Origin of the sequence: Agrobacterium sp. OT33, assembly GCF_017313365.1 — a bacterium.
Taxonomy (GTDB): Bacteria; Pseudomonadota; Alphaproteobacteria; order Rhizobiales; family Rhizobiaceae; genus Agrobacterium; species Agrobacterium rhizogenes_A.
In genome coordinates this window covers 332,142-346,248 of sequence record NZ_JAFLMZ010000001.1, presented here as the reverse complement: position 1 = coordinate 346,248, position 14,107 = coordinate 332,142, and the positions used below count along the sequence as shown (strand labels likewise).

The window sequence follows — 14,107 nt, the reverse complement described above, 5'->3', positions numbered from 1 at the left end:
ATCATGGAAGAGACGGACAGGTAGCAAGGATGACGGTGGTGCCGCCAAACGGCTTTGATCGCAGGCAAAAAAACATGTCTCGCCTCTCCGGCCAGTTTTGCCGGGGGCGTGCATGAGCGCCTCCATCGCAAGATATCTCAAGGATTTCGGCGACAGCCAGCCCGCCGGGCTGGCATTTGGCGATCCGCTGGCGGATGCCGAGGGCATGTCCGGTTTCGGTGACGTTGCGGCCGGTTTCGATGAATTCGAGACCGTCGATGTCGAAAGTGAGAAACAGGCTGCCTATGCCCGTGGCCACGAAGAGGCGACCCGCGAACTCACCGAGAAGATGCAGGCCGAGCGTGACACGCTGCTGGCCTCCCATGCGGCCGAACTGGAGGCCCTGCGTTCCGTCTATCTTGAGGAGATTGCCGTTTTCCTGTCCCGCGGTCTGCGCGAGGGCATCGATGCGATCGCCGCCAATCTGAGCGAGCAGACCGCCGGTATCCTTGCTCCGGTTCTGACTGAGGAGCTGTCGGCCAGGGCCGTCTCGGCTCTTGCGGATGTCGTGCGCGCTTCCATGCCGGATGGCGAGGCGGTCACACTTGTCGTGAAAGGTCCGAAAGATCTGTTCGAGCATCTGAAGACCCAGCCAGGCTTTGAGGCCGAAACGATGAAATTTACCGAGACCACGGATATCGACCTTTCCGTCGAGTTGGGTGAAAGCGTGTTCGTGACGCGCATGTCCGCCTGGGCGTCCAGTCTTCGCAAGGTGATGAAATGAGTGAAGGCGAAAATCACCACCACGGCAAAAACGAGATCATCATCGTCAAACGCCACAAGGGCGGGCACGATGGCGCCCATGGCGGCGCATGGAAAATCGCCTATGCCGACTTCATGACGGCCATGATGGCGTTCTTCCTCGTCATGTGGCTGGTCAATGCCGCCAACGAGGAGACCAAGGCCTCGGTCGCCAGCTATTTTAATCCGATAAAACTGTCCGATGAGAAACCCTCGTCCAAGGGGCTGGAAAAGCCGGTGGACAAGGAAGAGGGTGTCCAGAAAAAGGACCAGTCCAATATCAAGGCGGAAAAGGTGACCCAGGGTTCGGCCGCGGCGACGGGTGAGGACCTGACCTCCCAGACCGGTGAACAGTCGAACTTCTCCGAGGCGGACTTTTTCGAAAATCCCTATTCCGTGCTGGCGGAGATCGCCCAGCAAGTCGGGCAGCAGGCCAATGTCAGCGCCAAGGGTGAAGGCGGCGCTGCCGATTCCGGTCCGGCGACGGGCGCAAGCGGCGGTGAGGCCTATCGCGACCCCTTTGATCCCGATTTCTGGACCCAGCAGGTGAAGATCACCCGCGCCGACCAGCAGCAGGAGCCGGTCGAACCGCAGCAGGCGGCTGAGAGCAAGCAGCCGGACGCGGCCGAAAACGCGCAGGCGATCGCGCTCAAGTCGTCCGAGACACCGGCCGACAAGGCGGAAGACGGCAAGTCGATGGAAGTCGCCGCCGTGGTGCCGCAGCAGCGTCCGGATGCCTCCGAACAGGCGGCGCTTGCCCAGCCGAAGCCGGATGCGCAGCGGCAGGCGAGCGATGTACAGCAAAAGGCCAGCGACGCCGATCGGGAAAAGGCCGACACGCTGCGCGAAGAGATCGAGAAGCAGATATCCGGCATTGCCGGCAAGCTCGCTGAAGGTCTGGTGGTGACACCGGCCGAAGGCGGATTGCTGCTGACCATTTCCGACCAGACGGAAACGCCGATGTTCAACATCGGATCGGCCGTGCCCCGGCGCGAAATGGTTCTGGCCATGGAAAAGATCGGGAAACTGCTTCAGGAGCGGGGCGGCAGCGTGGTGATCCGCGGTCACACCGACGGACGGCAGTTCAAGGGCGAAGCCAATGACAACTGGCGGCTCTCCATGGATCGTGCCCACAGCGCCTATTACATGCTGGTGCGCGGCGGCCTGTCGGAAGAGCGGGTGAAGCAGGTTTCGGGCTTTGCGGACCGCAGATTGCAGGTGCCGGCAGACCCGATGGCGGATGCCAACCGCCGCATCGAAATTCTGCTTGAGGCCGATCGGGGGTGAGTGTGACGAAATCCTCGAAACGCTGGCTTTTTCTTGCGGCGACGCTTTGCGGTCTCGGTGCCGAGCCGATCAAGGCCTTTTCGCAGTCGCAAGACAGCCTCATGCCCTATGCGATGTTACGCTCCCTGCAATTCGTGCAGGATTCCGTGGCGATGGGAGATCACTCGGCGACCGAAATGCAGCGGTTTCTGCTGCAGACGATCGATGAGCGGCTTAAAAGCGCGCCTTCGGCGATCTTCAAGGACCCGCGTAATGTCGACGCGGCACTTGTCTATGCGATGAGCGGCGGCAATCCCGCCACGCTTGAATTGCTGGTCGCGCGCGATGTGGACGGTAATTTCGACAGCCGTGTCGCCGACATCCTGCGCAAATACCTTTCCGGCAAGGGAACGCTGGTGGCGCAGAGCATTGCCGCCATGGTGCCCGAATATCGCGGCACGCGGATTGGCGCCTACCTGGCGCTGATCGGCGGCAATGTGACGATTCCGCGTGATCCGCTGGCGGCGCTCAGCTTCTACGACATAGCCCGGCTCGAAGCGCCAGGCACCATCGTGGAGGAGGCGGCGCTGCGCCGCTCGCTTGCCATCGCGGTCGAAGACGGCGATGCGGCGCGCGGTGTCGAATATGCGCAGCGCTATGCCCGGCGCTTCCTGCATTCGCCCTATGCCAGCCAGTTTGCGGATCTTCTGGTCTCGCTGGTGGTCAAGCGGGTCGATTCCATCAGCGAGGAAACGATACAGGAAACATTCGCGATGATGGATACGGAGAGGCAGAAGGAGGCCTATCTGCGTCTCTCCCGCCTCGCGGCAATCAGCGGCAAGGATTCGCTGGCGCGCATGGCTGCACTGAAGGTGAAAGCTCTGTCGCCTGCCGCGCCGGACCAGCCGGAAGTGCAGGCAAATCTTTATGAGAGCCTTTCCAATATCGGCACGCCCGACGTGGTGAGCGCGATCGAGACGATCGTTCAGATTCCCGAAGCCCAGCTGTCGGATCGGGACAGGGCGCTGCGGGAGGCTGCAAGGGCGATAGCCGAACAGGTGGTTCGCCCGCCTTCCTTGCCCGGCGCTGATATCGACGCTGCCGCGGCGCAGAGCGCCGTGCCGAAACCATCGCAGGATGAGGCGGCGGCCACCGGGGAAAAAAGCATATGGCGGGTTGAAACCCACAAGGCTGACGATGAGGGCGAGAACGTCCGGCAGCTCGTGACGAGCGGCCGCAGCAAGCTCGATGAAATCGACAGCCTGTTGAAGAAAGGCGAGGGGGCACCATGATCGACGCAACCATCAACGCGATAGTGAATGCGCCGCAGGCCGATCCGCGTGCGGGCAGCACCGGTGCGCGGGATGACGCCAGGGGCGGTAGTTTCGGCGATGCGCTTTCCACGGTGCGCGACGAGCGGCCGCCACATTCGCGGCATCAGCAGGGGACAGGCTCGGCCGAAGAGCAGCATGCTCAGGCCGATGGTGAGGGGGAAAAGATGGATGTCCCGGTCAAGCGTCCCACGAATTTTCTGAATGTGGTCGCCAACGAGCATGGCGCGGAAGGTCGCACCCACGAGACGGTGGCCGAGTTTCAGAATGCGGTGAAAACCGCCCGCACATCGCCGGAGAATGGCAAGACCGGCAAGAAAACGAAGGACGATGCCGACAAGGACGCCGAGACGGTGGCGGATGCGTTGGATCCCAGGCTCGCGGAGCTGAAAATGATCGCCGCCAATGCCGGCGATATCGCGACGGCCAAGACGCCGCTTGAGGAGATCGCCCAGGCGATTGCCGGCAAGGCCGATCCGGTAAAATCGGACAAGGCCGACATGCCGCGGGTAAAGACGGAGCCTTCGCTCAAGGACATGCATACCGGTATGGAACTGGCCGGAAACGAAGCCGGATCTGGCTCCGACAACGAGGGCAATGCTTCCGCATTCCGTTTTTCCTCACCGCGTTCCGGTGCGGCCCGCGCTCTCGATATGAGCACGGTGCAGCGTGATGGCCGGGTCGAATTCGAAACCCGGGAGAGCGGCGGGAAGGCCGCCGATACCATAACGGTTCTCGATTCACGGCGGTTCATCGGTCTCGCGCCGTCGTCCAACGCTTCGGCTTTGACCGGCCTTATCGCCAATGATCCCGAGTGGGTCAGCGCCATGCAGCCCGGTTCGGCGCTTTCCAATGCCGCTGCCCAGAGCAGCACAGGCAAGGTCGTGCATACGCTGAAGCTGCACATGACGCCGATCGAGCTGGGATCGGTGACGATGTCGCTGCGTCTTGCCGGTGACGAACTCGCCGTTCACATGACGGTGGAGAGCGTCGCGGCCTATAAAAAGCTCCAGGAAGACAGCAAGAGCATCCTTGATGGCCTGAAAGCGCAGGGTCTGACGGTCGATAACATCACCATCAGCATCGCTTCTTCCGACAAGAGTGACCAAACGGGCACACAAGGCAACAATCAGCAAAATCAGCAGGCGCAGCAGCAGGGCCAGCAGGCGGCTGCAGGACGCAACCGTGACGAGTCCGGCGCACGGGATGGCCGGCAAGGCAATGGTGATAATTTGGGGGTGCATAATGAAGGCATGGATGGCGCTCTCGGCTCTGGCCGTTCTTCTGCTGACAATGGCGTCTACCTCTGAAAACGCCTCGGCTTCCGCAACATCAGGTGCCTGTGAAAGGGAAATCCAGTCCGCCGCGCGCAAATATGGCGTGCCGGAGGGAATTCTCTACTCCGTCGGCCTGACCGAGACGGGCCGCAAGGGCAAGCTGGACCCCAATGCCATGAATATCGAGGGAAAACCGGTATTTGCCTCGTCCACGGAGGAGGCGTTGTCCACTTTCGAGGCGGCGAAGCGCAATGGCGCCAAGCTGATCGATCTCGGCTGCATGCAGATAAACCACTATTTTCATGGCGAAAACTTTGCATCGACGCGTGAAATGTTCGATCCGCGCCGCAATGTCGAATATGCCGCCATGTTCCTGCGCAATCTTCACAACAGGCATGAAACCTGGACCATGGCGGTCGCGCGTTATCATGCCGGTCCCAACAATGACCCGGCGCAGAAGAAATATGTCTGCCGGGTAATCGCCAATCTGGTGGCGACGGGCTACGGAAAATGGACCGCCAACGCGAAAAACTTCTGCGACGGATAACAACCTGAAATTGCTTTCAGGCGGCGCAGGACTCGTATTTTGAAATGTGGCGATAGATTGATCGAAAAAAGGCATTTCAAGCGGTTTTTTCGGAATTTTGAAATTTCTACACAAAAATTTTGTGCCATATATGGTTAACAACCACTATATATAGATCAAATCGGCACAAAATAGTTAATCAATTATTAATAACTATCGATGATTTCCTACAGTTGTCGCTGAATCCCCCGATTCGTACCAATGCCACATTGGAAAACACCACACTGATTCGGAGGCGGACGAATGATCGTAGTGGTTGATGAGCGCGAGCTCGTTAAAGACGGCTATACATCTCTATTTGGGCGTGAGGGCATCCCCTCGACCGGTTTCGATCCGGCCGAATTCGGGGAATGGGTCTCGACGGCGGCGGAAAGCGATCTTGCGGCCGTGGAGGCCTTCCTGATCGGCCAGGGCGACCGGAGCTATTCCTTGCCGAAGGCGATCCGGGATCGCACGACGGCGCCGGTGATCGCGGTCAGCGACCAGCCCTCGCTGGAATCGACGCTGGCGCTGTTCGATAGCGGCGTCGACGATGTCGTGCGCAAGCCGGTTCACCCCCGTGAAATCCTTGCACGTGCGGCGGCGATCCGTCGCCGGCTGCAGGTCATCTCGAACTTCACCGATGCCGGACCGATCCGGGTTTTCTCCGACGGCCGTGATCCGGAAGTCGGCGGTGAAGTATTTCCCCTGCCGCGCCGCGAGCGCCGCATCCTTGAATATTTGATCGCCAATCGCGGACGCCGCGTTTCCAAGGCGCAGATTTTCAATGCCATCTACGGCATCTTCGATGATGACGTCGAAGAGAATGTCGTTGAAAGCCATATCAGCAAATTGCGCAAGAAGTTGCGCAAGAAGCTCGGCTACGATCCGGTCGATTCCAAGCGGTTCCTCGGCTACAGCATTGATTGGCAATGATCTTCATTGACCCGCGTGGTCTTTTTCAAACGCGGTATTTCAGACAGCTTCACGCAAGCCAAACGCTTTACCTTCTCCCTGAAAGATGACCACGAGGGTTTTTGAATGAGTATTTTCGGCACTATGCGAACCGGTGTGTCCGGCATGAATGCACAGGCGAACAAGCTGGGCACCGTGGGCGACAACATCGCCAACGCAAGCACCACCGGCTACAAGCGCGCATCGACGTCGTTCTCCTCGCTCGTTCTGCCCTCCTCGTCGGGCAGCTATGCCTCCGGCGGCGTGCAGTCCAACGTTCGCTACAGCATTTCGGAGCAGGGCAACCTCTCCTACACCACCTCGAGCACCGATCTTGCCATTCAGGGCAACGGCTTCTTCGTGGTTCAGGACGGTGCAGGCACACCTTACCTCACGCGCGCCGGTTCCTTCGTGAAGAATGCCGAAGGCTACCTCGAAAACGCAGCGGGCTTCCAGCTGATGGGTTACCCCTACGGCTCCAACCCGCCGGCGGCTGTCGTCAATGGCTTTACGGGTCTCGAGGCCATCAACGTCAACAATTTCGGCCTGACCGCATCGCCCTCCACGCAGGGCAGCTTCCCGGCCAACCTCAATCGTGACGAAGCAATCGTGCCCGCAGGTTCGCGTCCCAGTGACAATGTTGCGACGGCGACGATCGGCGCGAAGACGTCGCTGACGGCCTTCGATAGTGGCGGTGCCAAGGTCCTTTACGACTTCTACTATACGCGGATCGATAATGATGCGTCCGGCAATCCGCAATGGGAAGTGACGGTTTATCGTCAGGATCAGTCAACCGATGGCGGCTTCCCGTACACGGCGACTCCCCCTGCCACCGCCCCGGTGAAGGCAACGGTCCAGTTGACCTTTGATCCCGCCACCAACAAGCTCACGACCGGATCGGATAAATCGATCACGATCAACGACAGCACCAGCGGCGTAGCGCAGTCGATCGAGATCGACCTGTCGGAAATGACGCAGTTCTCCTCGAAGTTCACACCCGGCACCGCGGTTCTGAACGGCAACGGTCCGAGCCAGATCAAGGATGTCGAGATCGGCAAGGACGGCGTGGTGACGGCGGTTTATCAGGATGGCGGCCGTCGCAATATCTACCAGCTGGCGCTGGCAACCGTGCCGAGCGTCGACAATCTCAGCCCGCAGAACGGCAACGTTTATCTGCCGAGCAACGAGTCGGGCGTCGTCACCATCGGTTTCGCGCAGACGGGCAGCTTCGGCTACATCCAGAAGGGCGCGCTGGAAGGTTCGAACGTCGATATCGCCAGCGAACTCACCGACATGATTGAATCCCAGCGTATCTATACCGCGAATTCGAAGGTCTTCCAGACTGGATCGGATTTGATGGATGTCCTGATCAATCTGAAGAGATAGTAATTCCTACGGGGACAGATGAATGTCGCTCACGTCAGCAATGAATACTGCGCAGTCGATTTTCAATAATACAGGTAAGCAGACGGACGTTACCGCCAAGAATATTGCCAATGTCGGCAATGCGAATTACGTCAAGCGAACCGCCATTCTCGGCACGACCATGGCCGGTGCGACTATCGTCACCAATGGCCGTGCCCAGAATGAGAGTCTTCTCAGGCAGACGATCTCCAGCGCCTCGCTGGCCACCGGTCAGAATACCGTTCTGACCGGTCTGGAGGAGATGAGGAGCATTTTCGGCAGCAACAATTACGAAAGCGCGCCGTCCACCTACATGGAGGAGCTGCTGAAGAGCCTTAGCAGCTACGCTGCCAAGCCGAGCAATGCCGCTCTGGCGGCGACGGCTGTGACCTCCGCTTCGGATGTCGCCAGTTCGCTGAACAAGGCATCGGCCGAATTGCAGGCCATGCGCCTGCGCGCCGACAAGGAAATGTCCCTTCAGGTCGACAAGCTGAACGGCCTGCTTGCGAAATTCGAGGAAGCCAACAACGAGGTCAAGGCACAGACGGCGATCGGTGGTGATCCGAGCGACGCCCTTGATCAGCGCGAAACCTTGCTGAAGGACATTTCGTCCATCATCGGCATCAATGTCGTCAATCGTCCAAACAACGATGTGGCGCTTTATACGACGGAAGGCGCGACCCTGTTCGAGATCGTGCCGCGCAAGGTGACCTTCAAGGCGCAGCCGGGTTACGACGCCACGACCACGGGCAATGCGATCTATGTCGATGGCGTGGCGCTGAAGGCGGGTAGCGGCAGCAACACGACGGCGGAAGGATCGCTGCAGGGTCTGATGCAGATCCGCGACGACCTCGCGCCGACCATGCAGAGCCAGCTCGACGAAATCGCCCGTGGCCTGATCTCCATGTTTGCGGAAAAGCCGATTACCCAGCCGGCGCCGCCCGCGACCCCTTTGACGGCGAAACCCGGCCTGTTCACCTGGTCGACGGCCACCTCGACAAGCGAGATTCCCCCGGATGGCGTGATCGTTCCCGGTCTTGCTGCGAGCATTACCGTCAACTCCGCGTTAATTATTTCGCAAGGTGGAAACCCGGAATTGTTGCGCGACGGCGGCATCAACGGTACCGCTTATGTCGTCAATACCACGGCTACGGGCGGAACCGGGTTTTCCGCTCTGATCGACAGCTATGTGACCGCATTCGACGCGCCCATGAATTTTGCCGCGTCGACACGTATCGATACGAATACCAGCATCCTGAAATACGGCACCAACTCGATGGGTTGGCTCGAACAGGAACGATCCGGTGCGACTTCGGCGAACGAAGCGAAAAGCGCGCTCTATGAGCGCTCCGCCACCTCCTATTCGAACAACACGGCGGTTAGCCTGGATGAGGAGCTTTCGCTGCTCATGGACATCGAGCAGTCCTATAAGGCAGCCACGAAGCTGGTGACCACCGTCGATGAAATGCTCAAGTCCTTGATGGACATGGTGAGGTAAAAGATGAAAACGTCATTCATTTCATCGCTGGCGATGCAGAACAGCATGCGCAGCACCATCCTCAAGGCTCAGCTTGAGATGACCAAGCTGAATACCGAACTGACGACGGGCAAGCACGCGGATTTGGGCGTCACGCTGGGCGCGAATACGGCCCGCAGCCTCGATCTCAATCGGGATGTGGAGCGGATTTCCTCGCTTGTCACGGTCAATTCCTTCGCCACGCAGCGCCTTGAATCGTCGCAGACGGCATTGGATGGCATGGCAAAGGCGGCCGAGGAGATTCTCGGCGTTCTGGTGCCGAATACGACCAGCGAGCAGCCCACGCTTGCCACCGTGAACCAGAAAATCTCGAATGCGCTCAACAATTTCACCAGTTTTGCAAACACGGCGGTCGACGGGGAATATCTGTTTTCCGGTACGAATACGGATGTGAAACCGGTTGATGACTATTTCGCCGATGGTTCACCCCTGAAGGCGGCCTATGATGCCGAATTGAACCATTTCATGGCATCGCAGACGCCGCCGGTGGGCAACATCGCCAACCTGTCCAAGGAACAGGTCAACGATTTCATGACCCATATGGAAGGCGTGTTCAACGGCACGACGACCGTGACCAACCCGCCGCACAGCAGTCTCGCCGCCGGACAGAACGTCGATTTCTGGACGACATTCGGCTCCAAGGCCAGCGACACCAATATGACGAGCCGCATCAGCCAGAACGAAGTGATCGAGACGTCGACCAACAGCAATTCGCAGGGCATGCGTTATTTTATGATGACGGCCATGACGACGATGACCTTCCTTGACGACAAGGTCCCCAGCGACGTTCGCGAAGCGGTTGCCACCCGTGCTGTTACGACGATCGGTACCGCGATCGACGGTTTGAACCAGCAGGTAAGCGGTCTCGGCCTTTCCCAGGAACGCGTCAAGAAGTCGAACGACTCCCTGGCCGCGCAGAAGAAGATCATCGAGACGCATCTGCTGGATATCGAGGGCATCGATACCTACGAGGCGAAGACCCGTCTCGATCTGCTGCAGCAGCAGATCGAAATCGCATACAGCCTGACGTCACGTCTGCAAAAAATGAGTCTGGTGAACTACCTCTGATGAGCAGGGGTGGCGGCAGATAAAGGATACATGAATGTACCAGTTTTCCTACGCCGAAATCATGGAGGATGGTGTCGCCAACGCGAAGGATCGCGAGCGGCAGGCGTTGACAAAATCGATCGAACTGCTGGCGGAAGCGAGGGATTCTTCCTCCCAGCGCCATACGATCGAGGCGCTCTTTTACACTCGGCGGGTCTGGATCCGCTTCATTGAGGACCTCAAGCAGCCGGATAATCAGCTGGCCATGGAACTGAGGGCCAATCTGATCTCGATCGCGATCTGGATCTTGAAAGAGTGCGAACTGATCCGGAAACGTCAGTCGACGAATTTCCAGGGCATAATTGACGTGACAACCATCATCAGGGATGGACTGAAATGAAAAGTACACTTCGAATTTCGCTGAAATCGGGCGAAAAGATTTTCATCAACGGCGCGGTTTTGCGGGTGGATCGCAAGGTGGCGCTCGAGTTCCTGAACGATGTCACGTTCCTGCTTGAAAACCACGTGCTGCAGCCGGAGCAGGCGACAACGCCGCTCAGGCAGCTCTATTTCATCGCGCAGATGATCCTCATCAACCCGGAAGGGCGCGAACAGTCCACCAACATGTTCCGCAAGTCCGTAAGCATGCTGCTCAACTGCTTCCAGCACGATGAGGTTCTGGCTGAACTCAAGCGGATCGACGGTCTGGTTGCCTCGGGCAAGGCCTTCGAAGCGCTGAAGGCAATCCGCGGTCTTTATCCGACCGAGGAGAAAATCCTCAACAATCAGGAAATGACCCCCGCAACGATCGAACAGATTCGCAAGGAGATCGCACCATGGCGGTAGATGCAGTCACTTCGGCAGCCTCTAACCCCTGGGCAAATGCCGGGGCGAGCAGTTCCGACAGCAGCGCGGCTTCGCTGAACTACGACAGCTTCCTGAAGCTTCTCATCGCCCAGATGAAGAACCAGGATCCGACCAGCCCGATGGATGCCGGCGAGCAGATGTCGCAGCTCGCCAGCTTCTCGCAGGTCGAACAGACCATCAAGACCAACACCCACCTGAAGAGCATGCTGCAAGCGGAAGCCCTGACGCGCGCCTCCGATCTGGTCGGCAAGACGGTCAAGAGCGCCGACGACACGGTCACGGGCGTGGTAAAAGAAGTCGAAGTCTATTCGGACGGTGTCGTCGCGATTACCGAAGCTGGTGACAAAGTGCTGCTGCAGGCCGGTGTCACCTTCTCGAATGGCCCGATCGCGAGTACACCTGATACCGGTACCGATTCGGATAAACCTGCCGATTCGTGATATTGAAAAGGCGGCATGAGGTCGCCTTTCAGGAACAGAGGACGCGACGATGAACGAGGCCGATGCGCTTGATATCATGCAAGCGGCAGTCTGGACGGTTCTCGTCGCGGCCGGTCCGGCCGTTCTGGCCGCCATGATCGTCGGTGTCGCCATTGCCTTTATCCAGGCCCTGACCCAGGTTCAGGAAATGACGCTGACCTTCGTTCCCAAGATCGTGACGATCATGATCGTTCTCGGCGTTGCCGCCCCCTTCGTGGGTGCGCAGATAGCCCTTTTTTCCAATCTCGTCTTTTCGCGAGTCCAGTCGGGATTCTAGATCGTTTTGACTTTTCTTCGAATCGCCAAAATGATCTAGCTCTTTATTTTGCGCATGCCTTTCTTTTTAAAAAAACTCCCACTTTTGGGAGGTGCGCCCCAGTATTTGTTTTGTTGTTGTCACTGGGCTTTCATGCGGTCGTGCCAGTTAATCTACTCCAATTAGGAGTGCCCAAGATGACTGATCGTCTGAAGTCCAGACAACGCCCAAACCCGCGCCGCTCTTTCGCTCAGAGCTACGGCTCAATACTCGCTGAAGGCGTCAGTCGGAGAACTGTGCTCAAGGGCTTTTTCACTTCGACTGCGCTTGCAGCCATGGGAGGCTCCGTTGTGTCGGTCGCGGCGGAAACTGCGGCGCCTGCCGGCGCGTCGAGCCTGGCATTTACCGAGTTGAAGCGTGTGCGCGATGGCAAGGACCATTGGCCGGAGGGTTATGACCGGCAGGTGCTGCTGCGCTGGGGCGACGCGCTGTTTGACGACAGCCCGGCATTCGATATCGGCACGCTGGACGGTCCTGCGGCCGAACGCCAGTTCGGTTTCAATAACGATTTTACCGCATTTATTCCGCTGCCCTATGGCTCGCAGAGTTCCGATCACGGCCTGCTGGTGGTCAGCCATGAATATGTCGATCCCTATCTCATGTTCCCGGGACTGTCCGAAGAAGACTATCGTGAAAAGCTTACCGACGCCCAAATCCGGGCGATCATGGCCGCGGTTGGCGTCAGCATCGTCGAAATCAAACGCAACGGCGCGACGTGGGAGCCTGTGAGGGGTGGCCAATATAATCGGCGCATTCACATGGGCACCGAGATGGCGGTCTCCGGGCCGGCTGCCGGCGATCCGCGTCTCGCAACAAAGTCGGACCCGACCGGTCGTGTTGTCTTCGGTACGATCTCGAACTGCAACGGCGGCATCACGCCCTGGGGGACGATGCTTTCCGGCGAAGAGGGGGCGATGGACGTCTTCGCCGGGGACTATAAGATGCTGGCCAATCAGGAGTTGGTCGAGCGGCAGGGCTGGGACGAGGACGAAAACGATATTTATCGGGCCTCGAAAATCGACCAGCGCTTCAAGTTCGAAGAAGAGCCTAACGAATGGTTGAAATTCGACTGGGTTGTTGAAATCGATCCTTTCGATCCGACCTCGAAACCGGTCAAACGCACGGCGCTTGGCCGGATGACGCATGAAGGCGCGCAGGTCGCCCTGACCCCGGACAATCGCGTTGCCATCTACATGGGTGACGACGACGATTTCGAGTATCTTTACCGTTTCGTCACACGCGACGCATATAATCCCGATGACCGGAAGGCCAATAAGGATCTCCTCGACAACGGCACATTGTCGGTGGCGAAATTTGAGAGCGACGGTACGCTTATCTGGATACCGCTTGTCGCCGGACAGGGACCGCTCACGAAAGAAGCCGGCTTTGCCACGCAGGCCGACGTTGTTCTCAATACACGCGGCGCTGCCGATCTGGTGGGTGCTACACCGATGGACGCGCCGGAGGGCTTTGTTCCGCACAGCCGCACTGGAAAACTCTATGTGGCGATGACGGAGAATTTGGATCGCCTTCCAGCCGGGGGCGGTGAGCCGGGTGAGACCGTGAACGTCGCCAATCCGCGCGGGCCGAATCCCTATGGGCATCTACTTGAACTGGTGCCGCCCGGGGCGCCTGAGAAGCCGGATCACGCCGCCGACAATTACCGCTGGGACGTGTTCGTGCTGGGCGGCGACCCTGCGGTTCCCACGGATGAGGCCCGTTATCATCCGGACGTTACCGAGAATGGCTGGTTCACGGATCCGGATAATATCGGTGTCGACCCCGCGGGACGACTCTGGGTCACTACTGACGGGCCGCCGCCGCAAAACCACGTGGATGCGCTCTATGTTATGGACACTGAAGGTCCAGGCCGGGCATTGTCGCGCCTGTTTTACATTCCGCCGGTCGGCTCGGAATGCTGCTCGCCAGCTTTCACGCCGGATGGAACCTCGTTGTTCCTTTCTATCCAGCACCCTGGTGCTTTGCGGCTGGACGAAAACGAAGACGCAACCTCAGTCGCCAATGCTGGCACCAATTGGCCAGACTTTATCGACGGCATGCCTGCGCGCCCCTCGCTTGTCGTCATCACCAGACACGGCAATGGCGTGATCGGTAGCTAGAGCGTTTCCAGTAAAAGCGGAAACGCTTTTACGTCTGGAAAACAGGTGGAATCAAAGAGTTAGATCGTTTTGGCGATTCGAAGAAAAGTCAAAACGATCTAGAGTTTGTCAGAGAAAAGTGGAATCCGGTTTTCCCGAAAAGACAAACTCCAGCGCGTGTCTCC

General features: G+C 58.6%; 14 protein-coding genes. All 14 read left to right on the top strand.

The annotated features are described in order from the left end of the window. The first annotated feature begins 112 nt into the window (after nt 1–112). The 14 genes from JZX88_RS01680 to JZX88_RS01615 all read left to right on the top strand — a co-directional run bounded on the left by JZX88_RS01680 (nt 113) and on the right by JZX88_RS01615 (nt 13,943). Nucleotides 113–763: a hypothetical protein gene (locus tag JZX88_RS01680; RefSeq protein ID WP_065114854.1), complete on the top strand. Its 651-nt coding sequence runs from the start codon at nt 113–115 to the stop codon at nt 761–763. Next, complete coding sequence (locus JZX88_RS01675; RefSeq protein ID WP_142855313.1) at nt 760–2,067, top strand: MotB family protein; 1,308 nt, start codon at nt 760–762, stop codon at nt 2,065–2,067. Before JZX88_RS01680 ends, JZX88_RS01675 begins: the two co-directional genes overlap by 4 nt. After that, nucleotides 2,064–3,338: a chemotaxis protein MotC gene (gene motC, locus JZX88_RS01670; RefSeq protein WP_206912347.1), complete on the top strand. Its 1,275-nt coding sequence runs from the start codon at nt 2,064–2,066 to the stop codon at nt 3,336–3,338. The genes JZX88_RS01675 and motC overlap by 4 nt, the downstream gene beginning before the upstream one ends. Then, nucleotides 3,335–4,687, top strand: coding sequence for a flagellar hook-length control protein FliK (locus JZX88_RS01665; protein ID WP_206912346.1), 1,353 nt, complete (start codon nt 3,335–3,337; stop codon nt 4,685–4,687). The genes motC and JZX88_RS01665 overlap by 4 nt, the downstream gene beginning before the upstream one ends. Beyond that, nucleotides 4,635–5,201: a lytic transglycosylase domain-containing protein gene (locus JZX88_RS01660; protein WP_065114858.1), complete on the top strand. Its 567-nt coding sequence runs from the start codon at nt 4,635–4,637 to the stop codon at nt 5,199–5,201. Before JZX88_RS01665 ends, JZX88_RS01660 begins: the two co-directional genes overlap by 53 nt. 282 nt (nt 5,202–5,483) lie before the next feature. Beyond that, nucleotides 5,484–6,155 (top strand): response regulator transcription factor, encoded by a 672-nt coding sequence (locus JZX88_RS01655; protein ID WP_065114859.1) that lies wholly within the window; start codon nt 5,484–5,486, stop codon nt 6,153–6,155. A gap of 105 nt (nt 6,156–6,260) precedes the next feature. Next, nucleotides 6,261–7,559, top strand: a complete 1,299-nt coding sequence (locus tag JZX88_RS01650) for a flagellar hook protein FlgE (RefSeq protein ID WP_110755490.1) — start codon at nt 6,261–6,263, stop codon at nt 7,557–7,559. Between the two features lie 22 nt (nt 7,560–7,581). Then, nucleotides 7,582–9,075, top strand: coding sequence for a flagellar hook-associated protein FlgK (flgK, locus tag JZX88_RS01645; protein ID WP_142855316.1), 1,494 nt, complete (start codon nt 7,582–7,584; stop codon nt 9,073–9,075). A gap of 3 nt (nt 9,076–9,078) precedes the next feature. Further along, entirely contained in the window at nt 9,079–10,182 is a 1,104-nt protein-coding gene (locus JZX88_RS01640; protein ID WP_065114862.1) for a flagellar hook-associated family protein, read from the top strand. 34 nt (nt 10,183–10,216) lie between these two features. Then, entirely contained in the window at nt 10,217–10,561 is a 345-nt protein-coding gene (flaF, locus tag JZX88_RS01635; RefSeq protein WP_065114863.1) for a flagellar biosynthesis regulator FlaF, read from the top strand. After that, nucleotides 10,558–11,007, top strand: a complete 450-nt coding sequence (gene flbT, locus JZX88_RS01630) for a flagellar biosynthesis repressor FlbT (RefSeq protein WP_065114864.1) — start codon at nt 10,558–10,560, stop codon at nt 11,005–11,007. Before flaF ends, flbT begins: the two co-directional genes overlap by 4 nt. After that, a complete protein-coding gene (flgD, locus tag JZX88_RS01625) occupies nt 10,998–11,468 on the top strand; it encodes a flagellar hook assembly protein FlgD (RefSeq protein WP_174028862.1) in 471 nt (156 codons plus the stop codon). Before flbT ends, flgD begins: the two co-directional genes overlap by 10 nt. A gap of 49 nt (nt 11,469–11,517) precedes the next feature. Then, the gene (locus tag JZX88_RS01620; RefSeq protein WP_003515115.1) at nt 11,518–11,784 is read left to right on the top strand and encodes a flagellar biosynthetic protein FliQ; all 267 of its coding nucleotides are present in this window, start codon (nt 11,518–11,520) and stop codon (nt 11,782–11,784) included. A gap of 329 nt (nt 11,785–12,113) precedes the next feature. Next, the gene (locus tag JZX88_RS01615) at nt 12,114–13,943 is read left to right on the top strand and encodes a PhoX family phosphatase (protein ID WP_371741047.1); all 1,830 of its coding nucleotides are present in this window, start codon (nt 12,114–12,116) and stop codon (nt 13,941–13,943) included. Nucleotides 13,944–14,107 lie beyond the last annotated feature (164 nt).

Excerpts from the sequence above, each read along its gene's own strand:
- JZX88_RS01620 (WP_003515115.1), top strand. The coding sequence starts at position 11,518 with ATGAACGAGGCCGATGCGCTTGATATCATGCAAGCGGCAGTCTGGACG.
- JZX88_RS01655 (WP_065114859.1), top strand. The coding sequence starts at position 5,484 with ATGATCGTAGTGGTTGATGAGCGCGAGCTCGTTAAAGACGGCTATACA.
- flaF (WP_065114863.1), top strand. The coding sequence starts at position 10,217 with ATGTACCAGTTTTCCTACGCCGAAATCATGGAGGATGGTGTCGCCAAC.
- JZX88_RS01665 (WP_206912346.1), top strand. The coding sequence starts at position 3,335 with ATGATCGACGCAACCATCAACGCGATAGTGAATGCGCCGCAGGCCGAT.
- flbT (WP_065114864.1), top strand. The coding sequence starts at position 10,558 with ATGAAAAGTACACTTCGAATTTCGCTGAAATCGGGCGAAAAGATTTTC.
- JZX88_RS01680 (WP_065114854.1), top strand. The coding sequence starts at position 113 with ATGAGCGCCTCCATCGCAAGATATCTCAAGGATTTCGGCGACAGCCAG.
- flgK (WP_142855316.1), top strand. The coding sequence starts at position 7,582 with ATGTCGCTCACGTCAGCAATGAATACTGCGCAGTCGATTTTCAATAAT.
- JZX88_RS01650 (WP_110755490.1), top strand. The coding sequence starts at position 6,261 with ATGAGTATTTTCGGCACTATGCGAACCGGTGTGTCCGGCATGAATGCA.
- JZX88_RS01675 (WP_142855313.1), top strand. The coding sequence starts at position 760 with ATGAGTGAAGGCGAAAATCACCACCACGGCAAAAACGAGATCATCATC.
- JZX88_RS01660 (WP_065114858.1), top strand. The coding sequence starts at position 4,635 with ATGGCGCTCTCGGCTCTGGCCGTTCTTCTGCTGACAATGGCGTCTACC.
- flgD (WP_174028862.1), top strand. The coding sequence starts at position 10,998 with ATGGCGGTAGATGCAGTCACTTCGGCAGCCTCTAACCCCTGGGCAAAT.
- JZX88_RS01640 (WP_065114862.1), top strand. The coding sequence starts at position 9,079 with ATGAAAACGTCATTCATTTCATCGCTGGCGATGCAGAACAGCATGCGC.